The organism is Escherichia sp. KCJ4928, from assembly GCF_004352695.1.
Classification (GTDB): domain Bacteria; phylum Pseudomonadota; class Gammaproteobacteria; order Enterobacterales; family Enterobacteriaceae; genus ECMA0423.
This window is the reverse complement of sequence record NZ_SJWV01000003.1, coordinates 15,748-34,318: the sequence shown is the minus strand read 5'-3', so window position 1 is coordinate 34,318 and position 18,571 is coordinate 15,748. Positions and strand designations below refer to the sequence as shown.

Annotated in this window: 18 protein-coding genes; 3 read left to right on the top strand and 15 right to left on the bottom strand. The window is 52.0% G+C overall.

Annotated features, from left to right (window positions below; translation table 11 throughout):
- Positions 1-25: 25 nt before the first annotated feature.
- From nusB to nrdR, 4 genes are all read right to left on the bottom strand, one after another.
- Positions 26-445 (bottom strand): transcription antitermination factor NusB, encoded by a 420-nt coding sequence (gene nusB, locus E0D98_RS01055; protein WP_000801125.1) that lies wholly within the window; start codon positions 443-445, stop codon positions 26-28.
- Between the two features lie 19 nt (positions 446-464).
- Positions 465-935 (bottom strand): 6,7-dimethyl-8-ribityllumazine synthase, encoded by a 471-nt coding sequence (ribE, locus tag E0D98_RS01050; RefSeq protein WP_001021161.1) that lies wholly within the window; start codon positions 933-935, stop codon positions 465-467.
- A gap of 88 nt (positions 936-1,023) precedes the next feature.
- On the bottom strand, positions 1,024-2,127 hold the full coding sequence (ribD, locus tag E0D98_RS01045; protein ID WP_001150472.1) for a bifunctional diaminohydroxyphosphoribosylaminopyrimidine deaminase/5-amino-6-(5-phosphoribosylamino)uracil reductase RibD: 1,104 nt from the start codon (positions 2,125-2,127) through the stop codon (positions 1,024-1,026).
- 3 nt (positions 2,128-2,130) lie between these two features.
- Entirely contained in the window at positions 2,131-2,580 is a 450-nt protein-coding gene (nrdR, locus tag E0D98_RS01040; protein ID WP_000543535.1) for a transcriptional regulator NrdR, read from the bottom strand.
- 150 nt (positions 2,581-2,730) lie between these two features.
- Between nrdR and E0D98_RS01035 the strand changes: the two genes are divergently transcribed.
- Positions 2,731-3,270, top strand: coding sequence for a DUF3251 domain-containing protein (locus tag E0D98_RS01035; protein WP_001295327.1), 540 nt, complete (start codon positions 2,731-2,733; stop codon positions 3,268-3,270).
- Between the two features lie 298 nt (positions 3,271-3,568).
- Positions 3,569-4,453 carry a nucleoside-specific channel-forming protein Tsx gene (gene tsx, locus E0D98_RS01030; RefSeq protein ID WP_001295328.1) on the top strand — a complete coding sequence of 295 codons (885 nt, stop codon included), beginning with the start codon at positions 3,569-3,571 and terminating at the stop codon, positions 4,451-4,453.
- A 176-nt stretch (positions 4,454-4,629) separates the two neighbouring features.
- On the opposite strand, the gene yajD is transcribed toward tsx, so the two are convergent.
- The 6 genes from yajD to queA all read right to left on the bottom strand — a co-directional run bounded on the left by yajD (position 4,630) and on the right by queA (position 10,571).
- On the bottom strand, positions 4,630-4,977 hold the full coding sequence (yajD, locus tag E0D98_RS01025) for an HNH nuclease YajD (protein ID WP_000974813.1): 348 nt from the start codon (positions 4,975-4,977) through the stop codon (positions 4,630-4,632).
- 128 nt (positions 4,978-5,105) lie between these two features.
- Complete coding sequence (gene secF / locus E0D98_RS01020; RefSeq protein ID WP_000046637.1) at positions 5,106-6,077, bottom strand: protein translocase subunit SecF; 972 nt, start codon at positions 6,075-6,077, stop codon at positions 5,106-5,108.
- A gap of 10 nt (positions 6,078-6,087) precedes the next feature.
- The gene (secD, locus tag E0D98_RS01015; protein ID WP_000934822.1) at positions 6,088-7,935 is read right to left on the bottom strand and encodes a protein translocase subunit SecD; all 1,848 of its coding nucleotides are present in this window, start codon (positions 7,933-7,935) and stop codon (positions 6,088-6,090) included.
- A 27-nt stretch (positions 7,936-7,962) separates the two neighbouring features.
- Positions 7,963-8,295 carry a preprotein translocase subunit YajC gene (gene yajC, locus E0D98_RS01010; protein ID WP_000007629.1) on the bottom strand — a complete coding sequence of 111 codons (333 nt, stop codon included), beginning with the start codon at positions 8,293-8,295 and terminating at the stop codon, positions 7,963-7,965.
- 22 nt (positions 8,296-8,317) lie between these two features.
- Positions 8,318-9,445, bottom strand: coding sequence for a tRNA guanosine(34) transglycosylase Tgt (tgt, locus tag E0D98_RS01005; protein ID WP_000667319.1), 1,128 nt, complete (start codon positions 9,443-9,445; stop codon positions 8,318-8,320).
- A gap of 55 nt (positions 9,446-9,500) precedes the next feature.
- A complete protein-coding gene (queA, locus tag E0D98_RS01000) occupies positions 9,501-10,571 on the bottom strand; it encodes a tRNA preQ1(34) S-adenosylmethionine ribosyltransferase-isomerase QueA (protein ID WP_001266503.1) in 1,071 nt (356 codons plus the stop codon).
- A 92-nt stretch (positions 10,572-10,663) separates the two neighbouring features.
- On the opposite strand from queA, the gene acpH reads away from it, so the two are divergent.
- Complete coding sequence (acpH, locus tag E0D98_RS00995) at positions 10,664-11,245, top strand: ACP phosphodiesterase (protein ID WP_001009884.1); 582 nt, start codon at positions 10,664-10,666, stop codon at positions 11,243-11,245.
- A gap of 4 nt (positions 11,246-11,249) precedes the next feature.
- On the opposite strand, the gene malZ is transcribed toward acpH, so the two are convergent.
- The 5 genes from malZ to phoB form a co-directional block, all read right to left on the bottom strand.
- Positions 11,250-13,067: a maltodextrin glucosidase gene (malZ, locus tag E0D98_RS00990; RefSeq protein WP_001299113.1), complete on the bottom strand. Its 1,818-nt coding sequence runs from the start codon at positions 13,065-13,067 to the stop codon at positions 11,250-11,252.
- Between the two features lie 155 nt (positions 13,068-13,222).
- Positions 13,223-14,596 (bottom strand): proline-specific permease ProY, encoded by a 1,374-nt coding sequence (proY, locus tag E0D98_RS00985; protein ID WP_001295329.1) that lies wholly within the window; start codon positions 14,594-14,596, stop codon positions 13,223-13,225.
- Between the two features lie 75 nt (positions 14,597-14,671).
- Positions 14,672-15,991 carry a branched-chain amino acid transporter carrier protein BrnQ gene (brnQ, locus tag E0D98_RS00980; RefSeq protein WP_000149639.1) on the bottom strand — a complete coding sequence of 440 codons (1,320 nt, stop codon included), beginning with the start codon at positions 15,989-15,991 and terminating at the stop codon, positions 14,672-14,674.
- A gap of 406 nt (positions 15,992-16,397) precedes the next feature.
- The gene (phoR, locus tag E0D98_RS00975; protein ID WP_000893603.1) at positions 16,398-17,693 is read right to left on the bottom strand and encodes a phosphate regulon sensor histidine kinase PhoR; all 1,296 of its coding nucleotides are present in this window, start codon (positions 17,691-17,693) and stop codon (positions 16,398-16,400) included.
- Between the two features lie 57 nt (positions 17,694-17,750).
- Positions 17,751-18,440, bottom strand: coding sequence for a phosphate response regulator transcription factor PhoB (phoB, locus tag E0D98_RS00970; RefSeq protein WP_000113933.1), 690 nt, complete (start codon positions 18,438-18,440; stop codon positions 17,751-17,753).
- Positions 18,441-18,571: the final 131 nt, after the last annotated feature.

Genomic DNA, 18,571 nt, shown 5'->3' with positions numbered 1-18,571 from the left:
TTCCGTGAATCTACCGGCCTGGATATCACTTTTTGTTAGGGCGAATCACAGGTGCTGCTTTATCGAGTACGCCGTTGACGAACTTATGGCTGTCTTCTGCGCCGAACGATTTCGCCAGTTCGATCGCTTCGTTAATGGCCACTTTGTATGGCACATCGCTACGTTTAGACAGCTCGTACAGCGCAATGCGCAGTACTGCTTTTTCTACCTGTCCCAGTTCTTCCAGCAGGCGGGACAGGTATGGCTTCATCAGTCCGTCGAGGTATGCGGTGTTAGTCGCCACCCCGGCCAGCAGCTCACGGAAGTACAGGACGTCAACGTCTTTTACATCCTGTTCAGCCAGGAACTGGTATTCAACATCAGCGATGTCGTTCTGGGACAACTGCCAGGAGTAGAGCGCCTGGACGGCACACTCACGAGCGCGGCGACGAGCAGCAGGTTTCACGGATTTCCCCTTACTAATTTCAGGCCTTGATGGCTTTCAATACATTAATCATTTCAAGCGCGGTCAGTGCAGCTTCTGCACCTTTGTTGCCAGCTTTGGTGCCAGCACGTTCGATCGCTTGTTCAATGCTTTCAGTGGTCAGAACCCCAAAAGCAACCGGAATTTCGCTGTCCTGGGCAACATGCGCCAGGCCGTTGCTTGCACCACCAGCGACATATTCAAAGTGGGCAGTGCCACCACGAATAACCGTACCCAGCGCAATCACCGCGTCGTATTTACCGGTTTTAGCCAGTGCACCCGCCGCCAGCGGCAGCTCATAGGCACCAGGCACCCAAACAACGGTAATGTTTTCATCTTTTACCTGACCGATACGTTTCAGTGCGTCAATTGCACCTTCCAGCAGGCTGTCATTGATAAAGTTGTTGAAACGCGCGATGGTGATGGCGACGCGAGCGTCCGGGGTAGCAACGTTAGCTTCAATAATGTTCATTTTCTTCCTTCGGGTTCGAGTATGGCCCCGCAGGGGGGCGGATTTTAGCATAATATTTCGTGCGCTGCTTCCCTTTCGAGCCGGGAGATCATGCACCCACTAAATGCAGGCAAACATCCGGGCCTACATGACGTATCTCTTTGAATTTAAATTGGGGGGCGTCGGCTAATTTCTCAAGCCCTGGCAGCGTGCATAATCCGCGGGCGTCGCTGCCTAATAGTTTAGGTGCGATATAGACAATCAGCTCATCGACTAAACCCGCCTGCAGCAATGCGCCAGCGAGCGTTGGCCCCGCTTCCACCCAGATGCTGTTAATTTGCTGTTTACCCAGTTGCATCATCAGTACAACCAGATCCAGATGACCTTTATGCTCTGGAATCAGCAAGGTACGCACCGTTTCCGGCCACTCACTAGAATCTTCCTGCGTACGCGCGAACCAGGTTTCGCCGGGCTGCTGCACAATGCGATGTTCCGGCGTCACGCGATTTTGGCTATCAATCACAATACGTACTGGCTGGCGGAGATTTTGTTGCGGGTAGAGCGCCTGAGTTTGTTCATCCAGTTCAGACCAACGCACTGTTAAGGCTGGATCATCCGCCAGCACCGTGGCGCTGCTGGTTAAAATGGCATGACTTTGTGCGCGCTGTCGTTGTACGTCGCGCCGCGCCTGAGGCGAAGTGATCCACTGGCTTTCGCCGCTCGCCATCGCCGTGCGGCCATCAAGCGATGCGCCAAGTTTTAACTGAATATAAGGAAAGCCGGTGCGCATCCGCTTGAGAAAGCCTTTATTCAATTGCTCGGCTTCACTCATCATCAGCCCGTGGCTGACGTCAATGCCAGCCTGTTGCAGACGGTAAAGTCCACGCCCAGCGACCTGCGGGTTAGGATCTTGCATCGAGGCAACCACGCGCGCTACGCCAGCGGCGATGAGTGCGTCACAGCACGGTGGCGTACGACCATGATGGCTACAGGGTTCGAGTGTGACATAGGCGGTCGCACCTTTGGCTTTTTCACCCGCCATACGCAACGCGTGTACTTCGGCATGTGGTTCACCCGCACGTTGGTGGTAACCTTCACCGACAATTTCGCCATCTTTGACAATGACGCACCCGACATTCGGGTTGGGATGCGTGGTAAAACGTCCTCGTTGCGCCAGCTTTAGCGCCCGCGCCATGTAATACTCGTCCTGCACGGCTTAGTCCTCCAGGCGCGCGATCTCTTCGCCAAATTCTTTGATATCTTCGAAACTGCGGTAGACAGAGGCAAAACGGATATAGGCGACTTTATCGAGCTTTTTCAATTGCTCCATCACCAGATTGCCAATCATCTTGCTCGGTACTTCGCGCTCACCGGTGGCGCGCAGCTGCGATTTAATATGATTGATTGCCATTTCGACGTCATCGGAACTCACCGGACGTTTTTCCAGCGCCCGCAGCATTCCGCTACGCAATTTCTCTTCATTAAACGGTTCACGCACGTCGTTGCTTTTTACAACACGCGGCATAACCAGCTCCGCCACTTCAAAGGTGGTGAAACGTTCATTACACACCAGACACTGCCGACGGCGGCGTACGGATGAACCCTCGCCCACGAGACGAGAGTCAATTACCTTAGTGTCCACGGCGAAACAGAATGGGCAATGCATACGGCGTCCTGACCAGGTGGTTAACAGAAATCTATTTTACCCTGAACTGACGATACAACAAAGGCGCAACGCTTTTGAGATAAAGGATCGATGCTTTCGCTGCTTTTACCCTCTACCATTAGGCTAATTGCGACGAGAAAGGGACGACCTATGAATACTAACGTTTTTCGACTGCTCCTGCTGGGAAGCCTGTTCAGCCTTAGCGCCTGTGTGCAGCAGAGCGAAGTGCGACAGATGAAACACAGCGTCAGCACGCTGAACCAGGAGATGACGCAACTCAATAAAGAAACGGTCAAAATCACTCAGCAAAACAGGCTGAATGCAAAATCCAGCAGTGGGGTTTACCTTCTGCCTGGAGCGAAAACACCGGCAAGACTGGAAAGCCAGATCGGTACTTTACGTATGTCGCTGGTGAATATTACGCCTGATGCAGATGGCACCACCCTGACGCTACGTATTCAGGGCGAGTCGAATGATCCCTTGCCCGCATTCAGCGGAACTGTTGAATATGGGCAAATTCAGGGAACAATAGACAACTTTCAGGAAATCAATGTGCAGAATCAATTGATTAATGCCCCTGCCAGCGTCCTCGCCCCCAGCGATGTTGATATTCCGTTACAGTTAAAGGGTATTTCTGTAGAACAGTTAGACTTCGTACGTATCCACGATATTCAACCTGTTATGCAGTAAACGTATTTCGGGGCGATTTTGTGCGTCCCGCAACATCTTTCCCCGTCATTTTGTTACTCCGCTTACATCACCCAGATTGATAGTAAAAGTTTGCAACAAGGGTGAAAGTCAGTACAATCCCTGCCCGAATGTGTGTAAACGTGAACGCAATCGATTACGTAAATGATAGAACTGTGAAACGAAACATATTTTTGTGAGCAATGATTTTTATAATAGGCTCCTCTGTATACGAAATATTTAGAAACGCAATTTGCGCCTTTTTCACTCCCGCAAGGGATTTTCAAACAGTGGCATACATATGAAAAAAACATTACTGGCAGCCGGTGCGGTACTGGCGCTCTCTTCGTCTTTTACTGTCAACGCAGCTGAAAACGACAAACCGCAGTATCTTTCCGACTGGTGGCACCAGAGCGTTAACGTTGTCGGAAGCTATCACACCCGTTTTGGACCGCAGATCCGCAACGATACCTACCTTGAGTACGAAGCATTCGCTAAAAAAGACTGGTTCGACTTCTATGGTTATGCGGATGCGCCGGTATTCTTCGGCGGTAACTCCGATGCCAAAGGTATCTGGAACCACGGCTCTCCGCTGTTTATGGAAATCGAACCACGTTTCTCCATCGACAAGCTGACCAATACTGACCTTAGCTTCGGTCCGTTCAAAGAGTGGTACTTCGCGAACAACTACATTTACGACATGGGTCGTAATAAAGATGGTCGCCAGAGCACCTGGTATATGGGTCTGGGTACCGACATCGATACTGGTCTGCCGATGAGCCTGTCCATGAACGTCTATGCGAAATACCAGTGGCAGAACTATGGCGCAGCGAACGAAAACGAGTGGGACGGTTACCGTTTCAAAATTAAATACTTTGTGCCGATTACCGATCTGTGGGGCGGTCAGCTGAGCTACATCGGCTTCACCAACTTCGACTGGGGTTCCGATTTAGGGGATGACAGCGGTAACGCAATCAACGGTATTAAGACCCGTACTAATAACTCTATCGCTTCCAGCCATATTCTGGCTCTGAACTACGATCACTGGCACTACTCTGTCGTAGCTCGTTACTGGCACGACGGTGGTCAGTGGAACGACGATGCAGAACTGAACTTCGGCAACGGCAACTTCAACGTTCGCTCTACCGGCTGGGGTGGTTACCTGGTTGTAGGTTACAACTTCTGATTATGAAAATGCCGGGATTTATTCCCGGCATTTCAGATTGTTAACAACGTGCGCTTTGTTCATGCCGGATGCGGCGTAAACGCTTTGTCCGACCCACAAAAGCACGTAAATTCAATATATTGCTGAAATAACGTAGTCCTGATAAGCGTAGCGCATCAGGCAATTTTACGTTTTAATCACTTCTTCTTGTTCATCATCGCTTTCAGGTCAGCGAATGGGTTGTACTTCGCTTCACCGACATCTTTCTGCGCATCTTCCCCTGCGATAACGGTCGTACCATACTGATCCGCTTCGGTATATTTCGAATGCTCATGATCGTGGCAATAGAGACAAAGCAATTCCCAGTTACTGCCATCTTCCGGGTTATTGGTATGGTCGTGATCAATGTGGTGAACAGTAAGTTCACGCAGGTTGGAATAGACAAACTCGCGGGAACAGCGACCGCAGACCCACGGATAGATTTTTAATGCTTTTTCGCGATAGCCGCTTTCTAACCGCGCATAGTTTTTTGGGATGATAGCCATGAAAAGTTACCTGGATGAAATGTAGGGTTACGCGCAGTTTCCCAAGATGCGGGGATTTTCGCAATCTCCATACATCAAAAAAAATCCCGATCTTCTGACCGGGATTTTCAACATCAACGGGAACTTGATTAAGGCAGAATTGACGGCTGATCCGCCCCTTCTTTTTCCACTTTCTGCTGCAACATGTGTTCGCGCTTCATACCCAGTTTCAGAGCCAACGCAGATGCCACATAGATGGAAGATGCAGTACCGATGGAAACACCGATAAGCATGGTCAGCGAGAAGCCTTCCAGTACCGGACCACCGAAGAGGTACAGCATCAGGATAACCATCAAGGTAGTACCGGATGTGATCAAGGTACGGTGCAGCGTCTGGGTCAAGGACACGTTAAAGATTTCGTAAGGCGTACCGCGACGGATCTTGCGGAAGTTTTCACGAATACGGTCCGATACCACGATACTGTCGTTAAGCGAGTAACCGATAACCGACATCAACGATGCCACAATGGTCAGGTCAATCTCGATATGGAATAACGACAAAATACCCAGCGTAATGATAACGTCGTGCGCCAGCGCAATAACCACCCCTGCCGCCAGTCGCCACTCAAAGCGGAAACCTACGTACACGAGGATAGACAGCAGCGCTGCCATCAACGCCATCGCACCGGTTTGCGCAAGGTCTGCCCCCACGCTCGGACCGACGAACTCAATACGCTTCACTGCTGCATTCTGATTGGTGGATTCGTTAATCACCTTCAGAACCTGGCTGCCCAGCACCTGACCGCCGGTTTCGCCTTCAGCAGGCGGCATACGGACCATGATGTCGTGGCTGCTACCAAAGTTTTGCAGCATTGGCTCTTCAAAACCGGCTTTTTGCAATGCATCACGCATTACGTCAATTTCAGCCGGTTTTTCGAGCGTAATTTCGATAACCGTACCACCGGTGAAATCCAGCCCCCAGTTAAAGCCGCGCACGCCCATAATAACGATAGCGGCGATTAACAGCAGACCAGAGATGCCGAAAGCCCAGTAGTCCCAGCGCATAAAGTCATAGACTTTACGGCCGTGGTTTAGTTGTTCAACAGTATATTCCTGTGCCACATCGCACTCCTCAGATTGACAGCTTCTTGACGCGCTTGCCGCCATATAGCAGGTTTACGATGGCACGCGTACCGACAATCGCGGTAAACATCGACGTCGCCACACCGATACCGGTAGTAATCGCGAACCCTTTAATTGCCCCGGTACCCACTGCGTACAGGATGATGACTTTAATCAGCGTGGTGATGTTCGCATCGAAGATAGAACTGAATGCGCCACGATAACCTTCATCAATTGCCTGTTGAACAGTACGTCCGTTGCTCAACTCTTCTTTAATACGTTCGTTGATCAGTACGTTCGCATCGACCGCCACCGCAAGGGTTAAGACGATACCCGCGATACCTGGCATACTCAGCGTTGCGCCTGGCAACAGCGACATAATGCCGACGATTAAGATCAAGTTGGCAATCAGAGCACTGGTCGCAATCAGACCAAACTTCTTATAGAAGATGATCATGAACAGAATAGAAACCAGCAGACCGGCAAGGCAAGCCTCCAGCCCCTGTTCAATGTTCTGCATACCCAGGGTTGGGCCAATGGTACGTTCTTCAACAATCTGAATCGGCGCGATCAACGCACCGGCACGCAGCAGCAGTGACAGCTGACGGGCTTCGTTCGGGTTGTTGATGCCGGTGATACGGAAGCTGTTACCCAGACGAGACTGGATGTTGGCGATGTTAATCACCTCTTCCTGTTTCACCAGAACCGCACGACCATTTGCATCTTTCTTACCGCTGTCTTTGTACTCCACAAACAGGGTTGCCATCGGTTTGCCGATGTTGTCCTTAGTGAAGTTAGACATGATGTTACCACCAGCGCTATCGAGCGAGATGTTAACCTGCGGTTGGTTGTATTCGTCCTGGCTGGAAGTGGAGTCGGTGATATGGTCACCGGTCAGAATTACGCGTTTGTACAGCACAACTGGCTGACCTTCGCGGGTCTGTTTCACTTCAGAGTCGCCCGGTACGCGACCGGATGCCGCAGCGGCCTGGTCAACGTTGGTGTTTACCAGACGGAATTCCAGCGTTGCCGTCGCACCCAGAATCTCTTTCGCACGCGCAGTGTCCTGAATACCTGGCAGTTCAACAACGATACGGTCAGCACCCTGACGCTGAACCACCGGCTCCGCCACGCCAAGTTGGTTTACACGGTTACGCAGGATATTGATGTTCTGCTGCACCGCATATTCACGCGCTTCACTCAGACGAGCATCGCTCATTACCGCACGCAGCTGGTTGCTGCCCTGGCTACTAATCACCAGGTCCGGATGGCGCTTGCTCAGATACGCAATGGCTTCATCACGAGCTTTAGCATCGCGGAAAGTAATGCTCAGGCCGTAGTTGTTTTCTTTACGAACGGTGGTATACGGGATGCCCTTTTCACGCAGATCGCTGCGCAGGCTATCGATATTTTGTTCCTGGAGTTTGCCAAGCGCGGTGTCCATATCCACTTCCATCAGGAAGTGAACGCCGCCACGCAGGTCAAGGCCGAGCTTCATCGGCTCAGCGTGAATAGCTGCCAGCCAGCGCGGCGTTGCCGGGGCAAGGTTAAGCGCCACGACGTATTTGTCACCCATAACGCCCATTAATGCTTCACGAGCGCGCAGCTGGGTGTCAGTGGAGTCGAAGCGCGCAAGAATAGCGCCCTCTTCCAGTGCCACAGACTTAGCAGTTATTTTTTCTTCTTGTAACGTTTTCTGGACCTGGATCAGCGTTTGCTCACTGGCGGCGACTCCGCGCGCACCAGTGATCTGAACAGCCGGATCCTCACCAAACAGGTTGGGAAGCGCATACAGCAGACCGATGACAATCACCACGATCAGCATGACGTACTTCCACAAAGGATAACGGTTTAACACGGCAATTCCCTTAGGGAAAAATTTTAATTACAGCGCCTTCATGGTGCCTTTCGGCAGGACGGCAGCTACGAAGTCACGTTTAATAACTACTTCAGTGGTGTCATTCAGCGCGATAGCAATGTAGCCGTTTTCCGCTACTTTGGTTACGCGACCAACCAGGCCACCGTTCGTCAGAACTTCATCACCTTTGGCAATGGAGTCCATCAGCTTTTTGTGTTCTTTGGTGCGCTTCTGCTGTGGACGCAGGATCATGAAATAGAAAATCAGACCGAATACCACCAGCATCAAAATCAAAGACATCGGGCTACCTTGCGCCGGTGCACCCGTTGCCGCTACCGCATCAGAAATAAAAAAGCTCATTAAATTTCCCTCATTATTAATATTAATCAACGTTCAAAGGTGGTACTTCTCGCCCCTGACGCTGGTAAAAATCAGTTACGAAGCTCTCTAATTTACCCTCTTCAATAGCCTTGCGTAAACCCGCCATCAAACGCTGGTAGTAACGAAGGTTATGAATGGTGTTGAGTCGCGCGCCTAATATTTCGTTGCAACGGTCAAGATGATGCAAGTAAGCGCGTGAATAATTGCGACAGGTGTAGCAATCACACTCAGGATCGAGTGGGCCAGTATCGCTCTTATACTTCGCATTGCGGATTTTCACCACGCCATCGGTCACGAACAAATGACCATTTCGGGCGTTGCGGGTTGGCATTACGCAGTCAAACATATCGATACCACGACGTACGCCTTCAACCAGGTCTTCTGGTTTACCAACGCCCATCAGGTAACGCGGTTTGTCTGCCGGAATTTGCGGGCATACATGCTCCAGAATGCGGTGCATATCTGCTTTCGGCTCACCCACAGCCAGACCGCCGACAGCGTAGCCATCAAAACCGATATCTACCAGACCTTTAACAGAAATATCACGTAAATCTTCGTAAACGCTGCCCTGAATGATACCAAACAGCGCATTTTTGTTTCCGAGACTGTCAAAACGCTCACGGCTACGCTTCGCCCAACGCAGAGACATCTCCATGGAGCGTTTTGCGTAATCCCAGTCAGCAGGATACGGCGTACACTCATCAAAGATCATGACGATATCCGAACCAAGATCGTACTGAATCTCCATTGATTTTTCAGGATCGAGGAAAATCGGATCGCCGTTGATCGGGTTACGGAAGTGCACGCCCTGTTCGGTGATTTTACGAATATCGCCAAGGCTGAAGACCTGGAAACCGCCGGAGTCGGTGAGGATCGGCCCCTTCCACTGCATAAAATCGTGCAGATCGCCGTGCAGTTTCATGATTTCCTGGCCCGGGCGCAGCCACAGGTGGAAGGTGTTGCCGAGGATAATTTGCGCGCCAGTGGCTTCAACTTCTTCCGGCGTCATCCCTTTTACGGTGCCGTAGGTGCCAACAGGCATAAAACAAGGCGTTTCCACTACGCCACGATCAAAGACCAGGCGGCCACGGCGTGCGCGACCGTCGGTGGTGTCCAGTTCAAATTTCATTTTTTCTCCACTACGTCAGAAAAACAGTCCAACGTTTTAAACCAGCGCCGCGGAATTACTCCCCGACGCGCTCATTAATTGCCTGCGGATTGTACGTGATAAACATCGCATCACCGTAACTAAAAAAGCGATATTTCTCTTCTACCGCTGCTTTATAGGCGTTCATGGTGTGTTGATAACCGGCAAAGGCCGAAACCAGCATAATCAGCGTCGACTCTGGCAAGTGGAAGTTCGTCACCAGCGCATCGACCACTTTGTACTGGAAGCCCGGATAGATAAAGATTTGGGTATCGTCGAAGAACGGTTCAATGAGATCGTTTTTCGCTGCCTGAGCCGCGCTTTCCAGCGAACGTACTGAAGTGGTGCCAACCGCAATCACCCGGTTACCGCGCGCTTTCGCCGCCAGTACCGCGTCTACCACATCCTGCGGTACTTCAGCGTATTCCGAGTGCATGATGTGATCTTCAATGGTGTCGACGCGCACCGGCTGGAAGGTGCCCGCACCAACGTGCAACGTCACAAACGCCATCTCCACGCCTTTGGCGCGCAATTTTTCCAGCAAAGGCTCGTCAAAATGCAGACCAGCGGTCGGGGCTGCAACCGCGCCCGGTTTTTCGCTATAAACGGTTTGATAAAGTTCGCGGTCAGCGTCTTCGTCCGGACGGTCGATATACGGCGGCAGCGGCATATGGCCGATGCTGTTGAGAATATCCAGCACCGAGCGTTCATCATTAAATTCGACTTCAAACAGTGCGCCGTGGCGCGCGGTCATTGTTGCGTTAATACTTTCGTCATCGCCCAGCAGCAGTTCTGCGCCAGGTTTTGGCGCTTTCGAGGCGCGAATATGCGCAAGAATGCGTTTGTCGTCGAGCATCCGTTCAACCAGCACTTCAATCTTGCCGCCGCTGGCTTTACGCCCAAACAGGCGCGCCGGGATCACGCGGGTATTATTAAAAACCAGAAGATCGCCGGGGTTGAGCTTATCGAGTAAATCGGTGAAAGTACCGTGCGTCAGCGCGCCCGTCGGCCCGTCCAGCGACAGTAAACGACAGCTACTGCGTTCAGGCATGGGATAGTGGGCAATCAGGGATTCGGGCAATTCAAAGGAGAAATCGGTAACGCGCATGACACTGACTCAGACTAAAATAAGAGGCGGGTAGTCTAGTGCCGGGGCGCTCTCCCTGCAACCTTTACCCCCTTTTGGATAGAATATAATCGATGAATTTTTTAGCTCACCTGCATTTAGCCCATCTCGCGGAAAGCTCGCTTTCCGGCAATTTACTGGCTGATTTCGTACGCGGAAATCCTGAAGAAAGTTTTCCGCCCGACGTCGTGGCTGGCATTCATATGCATCGACGTATCGACGTATTAACCGACAATCTGCCGGAAGTCCGCGAAGCACGGGAATGGTTTCGTAGTGAAACTCGCCGCGTTGCGCCTATTACGCTGGATGTCATGTGGGATCACTTTCTTTCCCGCCACTGGTCGCAGCTGTCGCCGGACTTTCCGCTACAGGAATTTGTCTGTTATGCCCGCGAGCAAGTGATGACGATTTTGCCGGACTCACCGCCACGTTTTATCAATCTGAACAATTACTTGTGGTCAGAGCAGTGGCTGGTGCGCTATCGCGATATGGATTTCATCCAGAACGTGTTAAACGGCATGGCAAGCCGCCGCCCACGTCTGGATGCCCTGCGTGACTCCTGGTACGATTTAGACGCTCATTATGACGCCCTCGAAACCCGCTTCTGGCAGTTTTATCCGCGGATGATGGCGCAGGCGTCACACAAGGCGTTATAAAACGTTAGTTCATCCATACCGTAGCCGAAATGGCAGGCAAAGCCAGAATCCCGTTTGTCAGTTGCCCATGGCCTTCTTTGCGTTGCCATTGCGCGACATTAAGAAACGGTGACGCGGGGAGCACCACTTCACAGGCCTCGCCACGGTTGATTGCCACCAGTACACGTTGCTGATTCAGCACGCGGACAAATACCACTACGTTATCTTCCGCATACAGCACCTGACAGCCGCCACGACGCAGCGCCTGACTTTTCTTACGCAGCGCAATCATTCGCTGGTACAGCGCGAATAACGCCGTATCCTGCTTTTCCACCTGCCAGGGGAACGGTTTACGGCAAAACGGATCGTTTTTGCCATCCAGTCCTACTTCATCACCGTAATAAATGCACGGTACACCAGGCCAGGTGAACAGCCAGACCACCGCCAGCGGCAGGCGCGCAATATCCCGACCGAGCAGCGTTTTAAATCGCGCAGTATCGTGGCTGTCGAGCTGATTAAACATACGTAATTGTTGTTGATGAGAAAGCCCTGCGCGGTAATTATCCATCCAGGCCATACAGGTTTGGGCATCAATTTGCTGCGGATCGTAAGAGATATCGGTATTGGCAAGAAATCCCCACAACGGGAATGTGAAGCCACGATAGTTCATGGCGGCATCTTCCACATCGGCCTGTAACCATTGCCGTGCATCGCCAAAATGTTCGCCGACAATATACGCTTCCGGCTGGGTTTCTTTCGCCGCTTCGGTGATCCCAGCAACGTGCTGCATATTATTGCGCGCCCCACCCGCCTCCCCCAGCATATGCACCACATCCAGCCGCCAGCCGTCCATACTCCACGGCGCTTTCAGCCAATGGCGGACAATACTGTCTTCCCCGCGATAAATTTCATTCACCAGACTTTCCGACTGATAATCCAGCTTCGGCAAGCTGGCATAGCCAAGCCAGTCGAGCGCCGTGCCATCATCACTAAACGAGTACCAGTCGCGCCAGGGCGATTCAGGGTTGTGACAAGCTCCCCCCGTGCCACGATTGTGCCTGTCAAACCAGGCATGGGAATCGCCACTGTGGTTAAACACGCCATCCAGCACCAGCCGCATTCCCAGCTGCTGCGTATTGTGGCGTAAGCGCAGCAACGCCCCATCACCGCCAAACTGCGGATCGACATGGCGATAATCCTCGGTATCGTATTTATGTACGCTGGGAGCTTTAAACACCGGATTGAGATACAGCGCCGTCACGCCAAGCTTTTTCAGATACGGCAGTTTTTCGCTTATCCCGTCCAGATCGCCGCCATAGAACGTTGATCCGCCCGCCTGCGCCGTGACCGGTTCATCCCAGTCACGCAAGATGATCTCTTGTCCGGCTGCATGATGGTAATAGACATGATCCTGTTCAGCTTCACGAGGAAGACTACGCGCAAAACGATCAGGGAAGATCTGATAAAAAATCTGATCCGCAGCCCATTGTGGGCCGATATCCGGTACATCGACGGCAAACTGCTCCAGTCGTGCCGGCGGCATTCGGCTGAAGCCCTGCGGTGTAAACCAACGCTGGCGATCGTGCCACAGCAGTTTGAAACTGTAACGCCGCCGGGGTTGTCCGCTGGAGAGATCAATCGCCGCACGCCATGCGGTGACGCCAGGCTGCTGCTGACTGCGCTGCTTATGCATCGATACTGACATTTCTTCGTTATCGTGTTCTGTACGCAGCATAATGCGCTGCGGTGGGTCTTCGCCCGTCAGCCACAGTGTAATGAGCAGTTGATCTTTGCTTTGTTTAACAAATGGGGGCACCGGCAGGTGCCATGCATTTAACATCATAATTCCCCTGTGATGAAAATCTGATCACCTTGCCATAGCCTAATGCAGGATCACTCATCATCTGAAGGATATTTGGGGGAGGAGGACGGGGGCGGATAACTTTCGGAATAGCCGGATCAGGATTTCCTCCTGAACCGGCTTACAGAACGCAAGGATTACTGGTTTTCAGCCAGCTGACGATCGTGGCGGCGTTTAAACATCCAGCCAATCAACAGCACAACAATCCACGCGAAACCGACATACAGCGAGATACGCGTATCCGGGTGATAACCAATCAACCCGATAATAAAGAGCAGGAAAATCAGCCCGCCGATGGTCGTTGCTACCCCACCCGGCACTTTAAATTTCAGCGCCTTAACTTCTTCTGGCGGCAAACGGCGACGGAAGGCGATTTGCGACAGCAGGATCATAATCCACACCCATACCGTGGCGAAGGTTGCCAGCGAAGCGATCACCAGGAAGACGTTTTCCGGCATGATGTAGTTCAGATACACCGCAAACAGCAGCGCGGTAGTCATCACCAGCACCGTAACCCACGGAATACCGCGACGCGACGTTTTGCTGAAAATTTTCGGTGCGCTGCCCTGCTCTGCCATACCGTGGAGCATACGGCCTACGCCAAATACGTCACTGTTAATTGCCGACAGCGAAGCGGTCAGCACAACAAAGTTAAGAATGCTGGCGGCAAAGGTAATGCCCATATGCTGGAACGTCAGCACGAACGGGCTACCGGCAGTGCCAACCTGATTCCACGGGTAGATAGACATAATGACGAACAGCGTACCGACGTAGAACACCAGAATACGCATCGGCACGGAGTTAATCGCACGCGGAATCGATTTCTCAGGATCTTTCGCTTCACCGGCGGTAATCCCGATAATTTCGATCCCACCGTAAGCAAACATCACCATTTGCAACGACATTACCATGCCAAGCCAGCCGTTACTGAAGAAGCCGCCGTTGCTCCACAGGTTATGAATACCAGTCGGTTGCCCGCCGTTGCCAATCCCCCAGATGATGATGCCGAAACCGGCGACAATCATGATGATGATGGTGGCGACTTTAAAGAACGAGAACCAGAATTCCAGCTCACCGAATACCTTCACGCTCATCAGGTTTACGGCGCAAATGATCAGCACCACGCTCAGTACCCAAATCCAGTGCGGCACCGTCGGGAACCAGACACCCATATAGATACCAAAAGCGGTCACATCGGCGATGGCGACAATAAGGATTTCAAAGCAGTAGGTCCAGCCGGTAATGTAACCTGCCAGCGGGCCGAGGTTTTCCTGCGCATAACGCGAGAAAGAGCTGGCGGCCGGGTTATGTACCGACATTTCCCCCAGCGCACGCATAATGATATACGCCGCGATACCACCGATAATATAGGCCAACAACACGCTCGGACCGGCCATTTTGATGGCGTCTGCCGAACCGTAAAACAGCCCGGTGCCAATTGCTGAACCCAGTGCCATAAAGCGTATGTGGCGGGTACTTAGCCCACGCTTTAGCTTGTTCTTACTTTCCATCAATTCCTAACCCATCAACACAATAAAAAACCACGGGGCATCGCAGCCCCGTGGTTAAAACAAATGTTCAGTGATTTAGTGAGCGCTGGAGGTCACCTGACGACCTGCCGCGCGATCCCAGATAATGGCCAGAACCACCATCACCACTGTTGGCATTAACCACGCCAGACCTTGTTCGGCCAGCGGTAAACGCTGCGCCCAGGACGGTAAGATATCGCTGAATGCAGATGCTTTGATCCCGTCGAGAATACCAAAAAGCAGGCTGATAAACATCGGCGGAGCAATCACGCGGGACGAATTATGCCACCATGAGCGTGTAAAACTTAATACAACCAGTGCGATACACGGCGGATAAATAGCGGTCAGCACCGGTACGGAGATCTGGATCAGCTGGCTTAAGCCGAGGTTAGAAACCACCATCGAGAAGCCGCCGAGGATAAACACCAGCGTACGATAAGAGAGCGGTACGTACTGGGCAAAGAATTCTGCACAAGCACAGGTCAGGCCAACTGCCGTTACCAGGCAGGCGATGAAGATTAACGCCGCCAGCAGGAAGCTACCGCCGCCGCCAAAGGTGTGCTGAACGTAAGCATGCAGAATAGCAGCGCCGTTTGCAGACTGATCGACCAGCGACGCGCTGTCTGAACCCAGACGGAACAGCGCCAGGTACAGCAGAGTCAGACCAACACCCGCCATCAGGCCAGCCCAGACGGTATAACGGGTCAGCAGACGCGCTTCGGTAACGCCACGAGAACGCGCCGCGTTAACAATAACGATACCAAACACCATTGCGCCCAGCGTATCCATGGTCAGATAGCCGTTAACGAAGCCGTTAGAAAACGCAGCGTTTTGATAAGCCTCAGTCGCCGTGCTGATAGAACCCGCCGGCCAGACAATCGCGGCAACAGACAGGATGACCAGCGCGATAATTTTCAGCGGCGCAAGGAAGTTGCCCACGGTATCCAGCAGCTTGCCCGGATAGAGCGAAACCAGAATAACGATAGCGAAATAGACCAGGCTGTAGATAAACAGCGGCAGCGCGGAATCACCCGTCAGCGGCGCAATCCCCACTTCAAAGGAAACGGTAGCTGTACGCGGCGTAGCGAAAAGCGGCCCCACCGCCAGGTAACAAACCGTTGCCAGCAGCACGCCAGCGACTTTACCGATTGGCGTGCTGAGGCTGTCAACACCGCCGCCAACTTTTGCCAGCGCCACTACCGTTAATACCGGCAGGCCAACGGCAGTAATGAGGAAGCCGAATGCCGCAGTCCAGACGTGTTCGCCTGCCTGCAAGCCGACCATTGGAGGGAAAATAATGTTACCTGCGCCGACGAACAACGCAAATGTCATAAAGCCCAGAGCGATGATATCGCGCGATCTTAATTGATGGGTCATAAATCATACTGCCTGTGGATGTGGTGTTGTAACGTTAAATTTTTGTGCCAATCCCTGGGGATGATACAGCGGTATATTTAAACAATTTTAGCGGGAAATACTCCCAACCAGGCGCGGCGAAGAATAGTTTTTCGATTTACCGCGTTAATGCAGTCAGTATGACAGCACCTGAAGCGCAATTTAAACGCTTATAACGTTTTAAAGCAAGGAGGGATCTAAAAACCAGAGGTATATAGCGATAAGAAATCACCAACCAGTATAAAACACTATTTCCGTGAAAAAGACATGGCTAATCATGCGAACGAAAAATCACCAACCGTTGTAAAATCTAACGCCCGTATTTTGACTGCAAAGAAAATAAGCCAGCATCGACTGGCTTATGGCAATAAAAGATGACAAAGGCGGATTAATCGCTGTTTTTGGCAATTAAACGTTCCGGGATAACAAAACTGAAACGTGTTCCTTTTCCTACTGTACTCTCAATATTCAGGCGACTTTCGTGATGATTCACAGCATGTTTCACGATCGCTAACCCTAATCCGCTACCGCCGGTTTGCCGGGAACGCGCTTTATCAACGCGATAAAAACGCTCGGTCAGGCGCGGAATATGCTCCGGTGCAATGCCCGGTCCGTTATCTTCAACGCTAAATTCGGCACCGTGCGGCACTCGCTGCCAGCGTACGGTGATATGCGTGCCTTCTGGAGTATGATTCACGGCGTTATAGACCAGGTTCGAAATCGCACTGCGTAGCTGATCTTCGTTGCCAGACACTTTGAGGCCGTTATCTATCTCAAAGGTAAATGTCTGTTTTTTCTGACTCAGAGTCTGAGCCTCACGCTCAACAACGCGCAGCATCATCGGCACATCAACCTTTTCATTGAGCAAATGCGTCGGTGCGGCTTCTATTTTCGACAGCGTCAGCAACTGCTTCACCAGCCCTTCCATCCGCTGGGTCTGCTCGCGCATGGTGTGCAACGCTTTTTCGCGTACCGCGCCTTCCAGCGGCTGCTCATCCATCATCTCCAGGTAACCCTGTAACACGGTCAATGGCGTGCGTAACTCATGGCTCACGTTGGCAAAAAAGTTACGCCGCGCCCCTTCCAGTTGATGCATTTGCGTGACATCACGCGCCACCATCAGCAACTGTTTGTGGGTATAAGGCATGACGCGAATTTCCAGATGCCGCCCGGTGTTGAGCACCAGATTGAGCGGGCGAGAAAAATCACGCGTTTTCAGATATTGCGTAAACTCCGGGTAACGCAGTAGGTTAAGGATGTTCTGCCCGTTATCTTCCGGCCAGCGCAAACCAAGAATCTGTTGCGCCAGACCGTTACACCAGAAAATACCGCCCTCTTCCGTGGTCAGCACCACCGCGTCGGGCAGCGACTCCGCGCCGCTACGAAAGCGTTTAATCAGATTGCCCAGTTCACGGCGGCGTTTTTTATTTCGCAGCTGCATCTGGTGTAAGCCGTATAGTAGCGGTTCCCAGCTACCACGCCCCGGTGGCGGGGTCATACTGCGATCCACCCACAGCCACCATGAAAGGCGCAATAAATTCCAGAAATGCCAGATAAGCAGTCCTGTTACCGATGCCAGCAAAAACCAGGGCAGGTAACCAAAAAATGCACCCAGGATGAAAGCCGGGAGGCAGCAAAGTAGCAGCTCCAGCACCAGCCTTTTCCACGACAGCCGTTCCAGCACGTAAGATACTCCAGTTAAGAAATCATAAGCCCTGCTCTGCGTCCGATGAGCAAGGCGTTAAAAGCGGGTTGAAAAACGATATCCTGTACCGCGCACGGTCTGCACCATGCGATCATGCCCGCCTGGCTCCAGTGCTTTACGCAGGCGACGAATGTGGACATCGACCGTACGATCTTCCACATACACGTTGGTTCCCCAGACGTGGTTTAACAGCTGCTCGCGGCTGTATACGCGCTCAGGATGCGTCATAAAAAAGTGCAGCAGTTTAAATTCTGTCGGCCCCATCTCCAGCGGCTCTTCACCCGCCATCACCCGGTGAGATGTCGGGTCGAGACTTAGCCCCTGCATCTCGATCACCTCTTCCACCGCCATTGGCGAAATACGGCGCATTACCGCTTTGATTCGCGCCACCAGCTCCTTCGGCGAAAACGGCTTGGTGATATAGTCATCCGCCCCGGTTTCAAGGCCGCGCACGCGATCTTCTTCTTCCCCTCTGGCGGTCAACATCACCACTGGAATATCCCGGGTCATCGACTCGCGCTTGAGGTGTTTGATGAACTGGATACCGGAGCCGCCAGGTAACATCCAGTCAAGGAGAATTAAATCCGGCCAGGGTTCATTCAGTTGATTCACAGCACTGTCATAATCTTCCGCTTCGACCGGCTGAAAGCCATTTTGTTCGAGCACGAAGCAGACCATTTCGCGAATTGGAGCTTCATCTTCTACGACCAGAATACGTCTCGCCATGATTTGCCCTGTTGTAATAAATAGGTTGCGATCATTAATGCGACGTCATTATGCGTCAGATTTATGACAGATTTATGAAAAGCTCGTCGCACATATCTTCAGGTTATTGATTTCCGTGGCGCAGAAAAAAG

Excerpts from the sequence above, each read along its gene's own strand:
- yajC (WP_000007629.1), bottom strand. The coding sequence starts at position 8,295 with ATGAGCTTTTTTATTTCTGATGCGGTAGCGGCAACGGGTGCACCGGCG.
- E0D98_RS01035 (WP_001295327.1), top strand. The coding sequence starts at position 2,731 with ATGAATACTAACGTTTTTCGACTGCTCCTGCTGGGAAGCCTGTTCAGC.
- tgt (WP_000667319.1), bottom strand. The coding sequence starts at position 9,445 with ATGAAATTTGAACTGGACACCACCGACGGTCGCGCACGCCGTGGCCGC.
- ribE (WP_001021161.1), bottom strand. The coding sequence starts at position 935 with ATGAACATTATTGAAGCTAACGTTGCTACCCCGGACGCTCGCGTCGCC.
- tsx (WP_001295328.1), top strand. The coding sequence starts at position 3,569 with ATGAAAAAAACATTACTGGCAGCCGGTGCGGTACTGGCGCTCTCTTCG.
- acpH (WP_001009884.1), top strand. The coding sequence starts at position 10,664 with ATGAATTTTTTAGCTCACCTGCATTTAGCCCATCTCGCGGAAAGCTCG.
- queA (WP_001266503.1), bottom strand. The coding sequence starts at position 10,571 with ATGCGCGTTACCGATTTCTCCTTTGAATTGCCCGAATCCCTGATTGCC.
- phoB (WP_000113933.1), bottom strand. The coding sequence starts at position 18,440 with ATGGCGAGACGTATTCTGGTCGTAGAAGATGAAGCTCCAATTCGCGAA.
- brnQ (WP_000149639.1), bottom strand. The coding sequence starts at position 15,991 with ATGACCCATCAATTAAGATCGCGCGATATCATCGCTCTGGGCTTTATG.
- proY (WP_001295329.1), bottom strand. The coding sequence starts at position 14,596 with ATGGAAAGTAAGAACAAGCTAAAGCGTGGGCTAAGTACCCGCCACATA.
- malZ (WP_001299113.1), bottom strand. The coding sequence starts at position 13,067 with ATGATGTTAAATGCATGGCACCTGCCGGTGCCCCCATTTGTTAAACAA.
- nrdR (WP_000543535.1), bottom strand. The coding sequence starts at position 2,580 with ATGCATTGCCCATTCTGTTTCGCCGTGGACACTAAGGTAATTGACTCT.
- yajD (WP_000974813.1), bottom strand. The coding sequence starts at position 4,977 with ATGGCTATCATCCCAAAAAACTATGCGCGGTTAGAAAGCGGCTATCGC.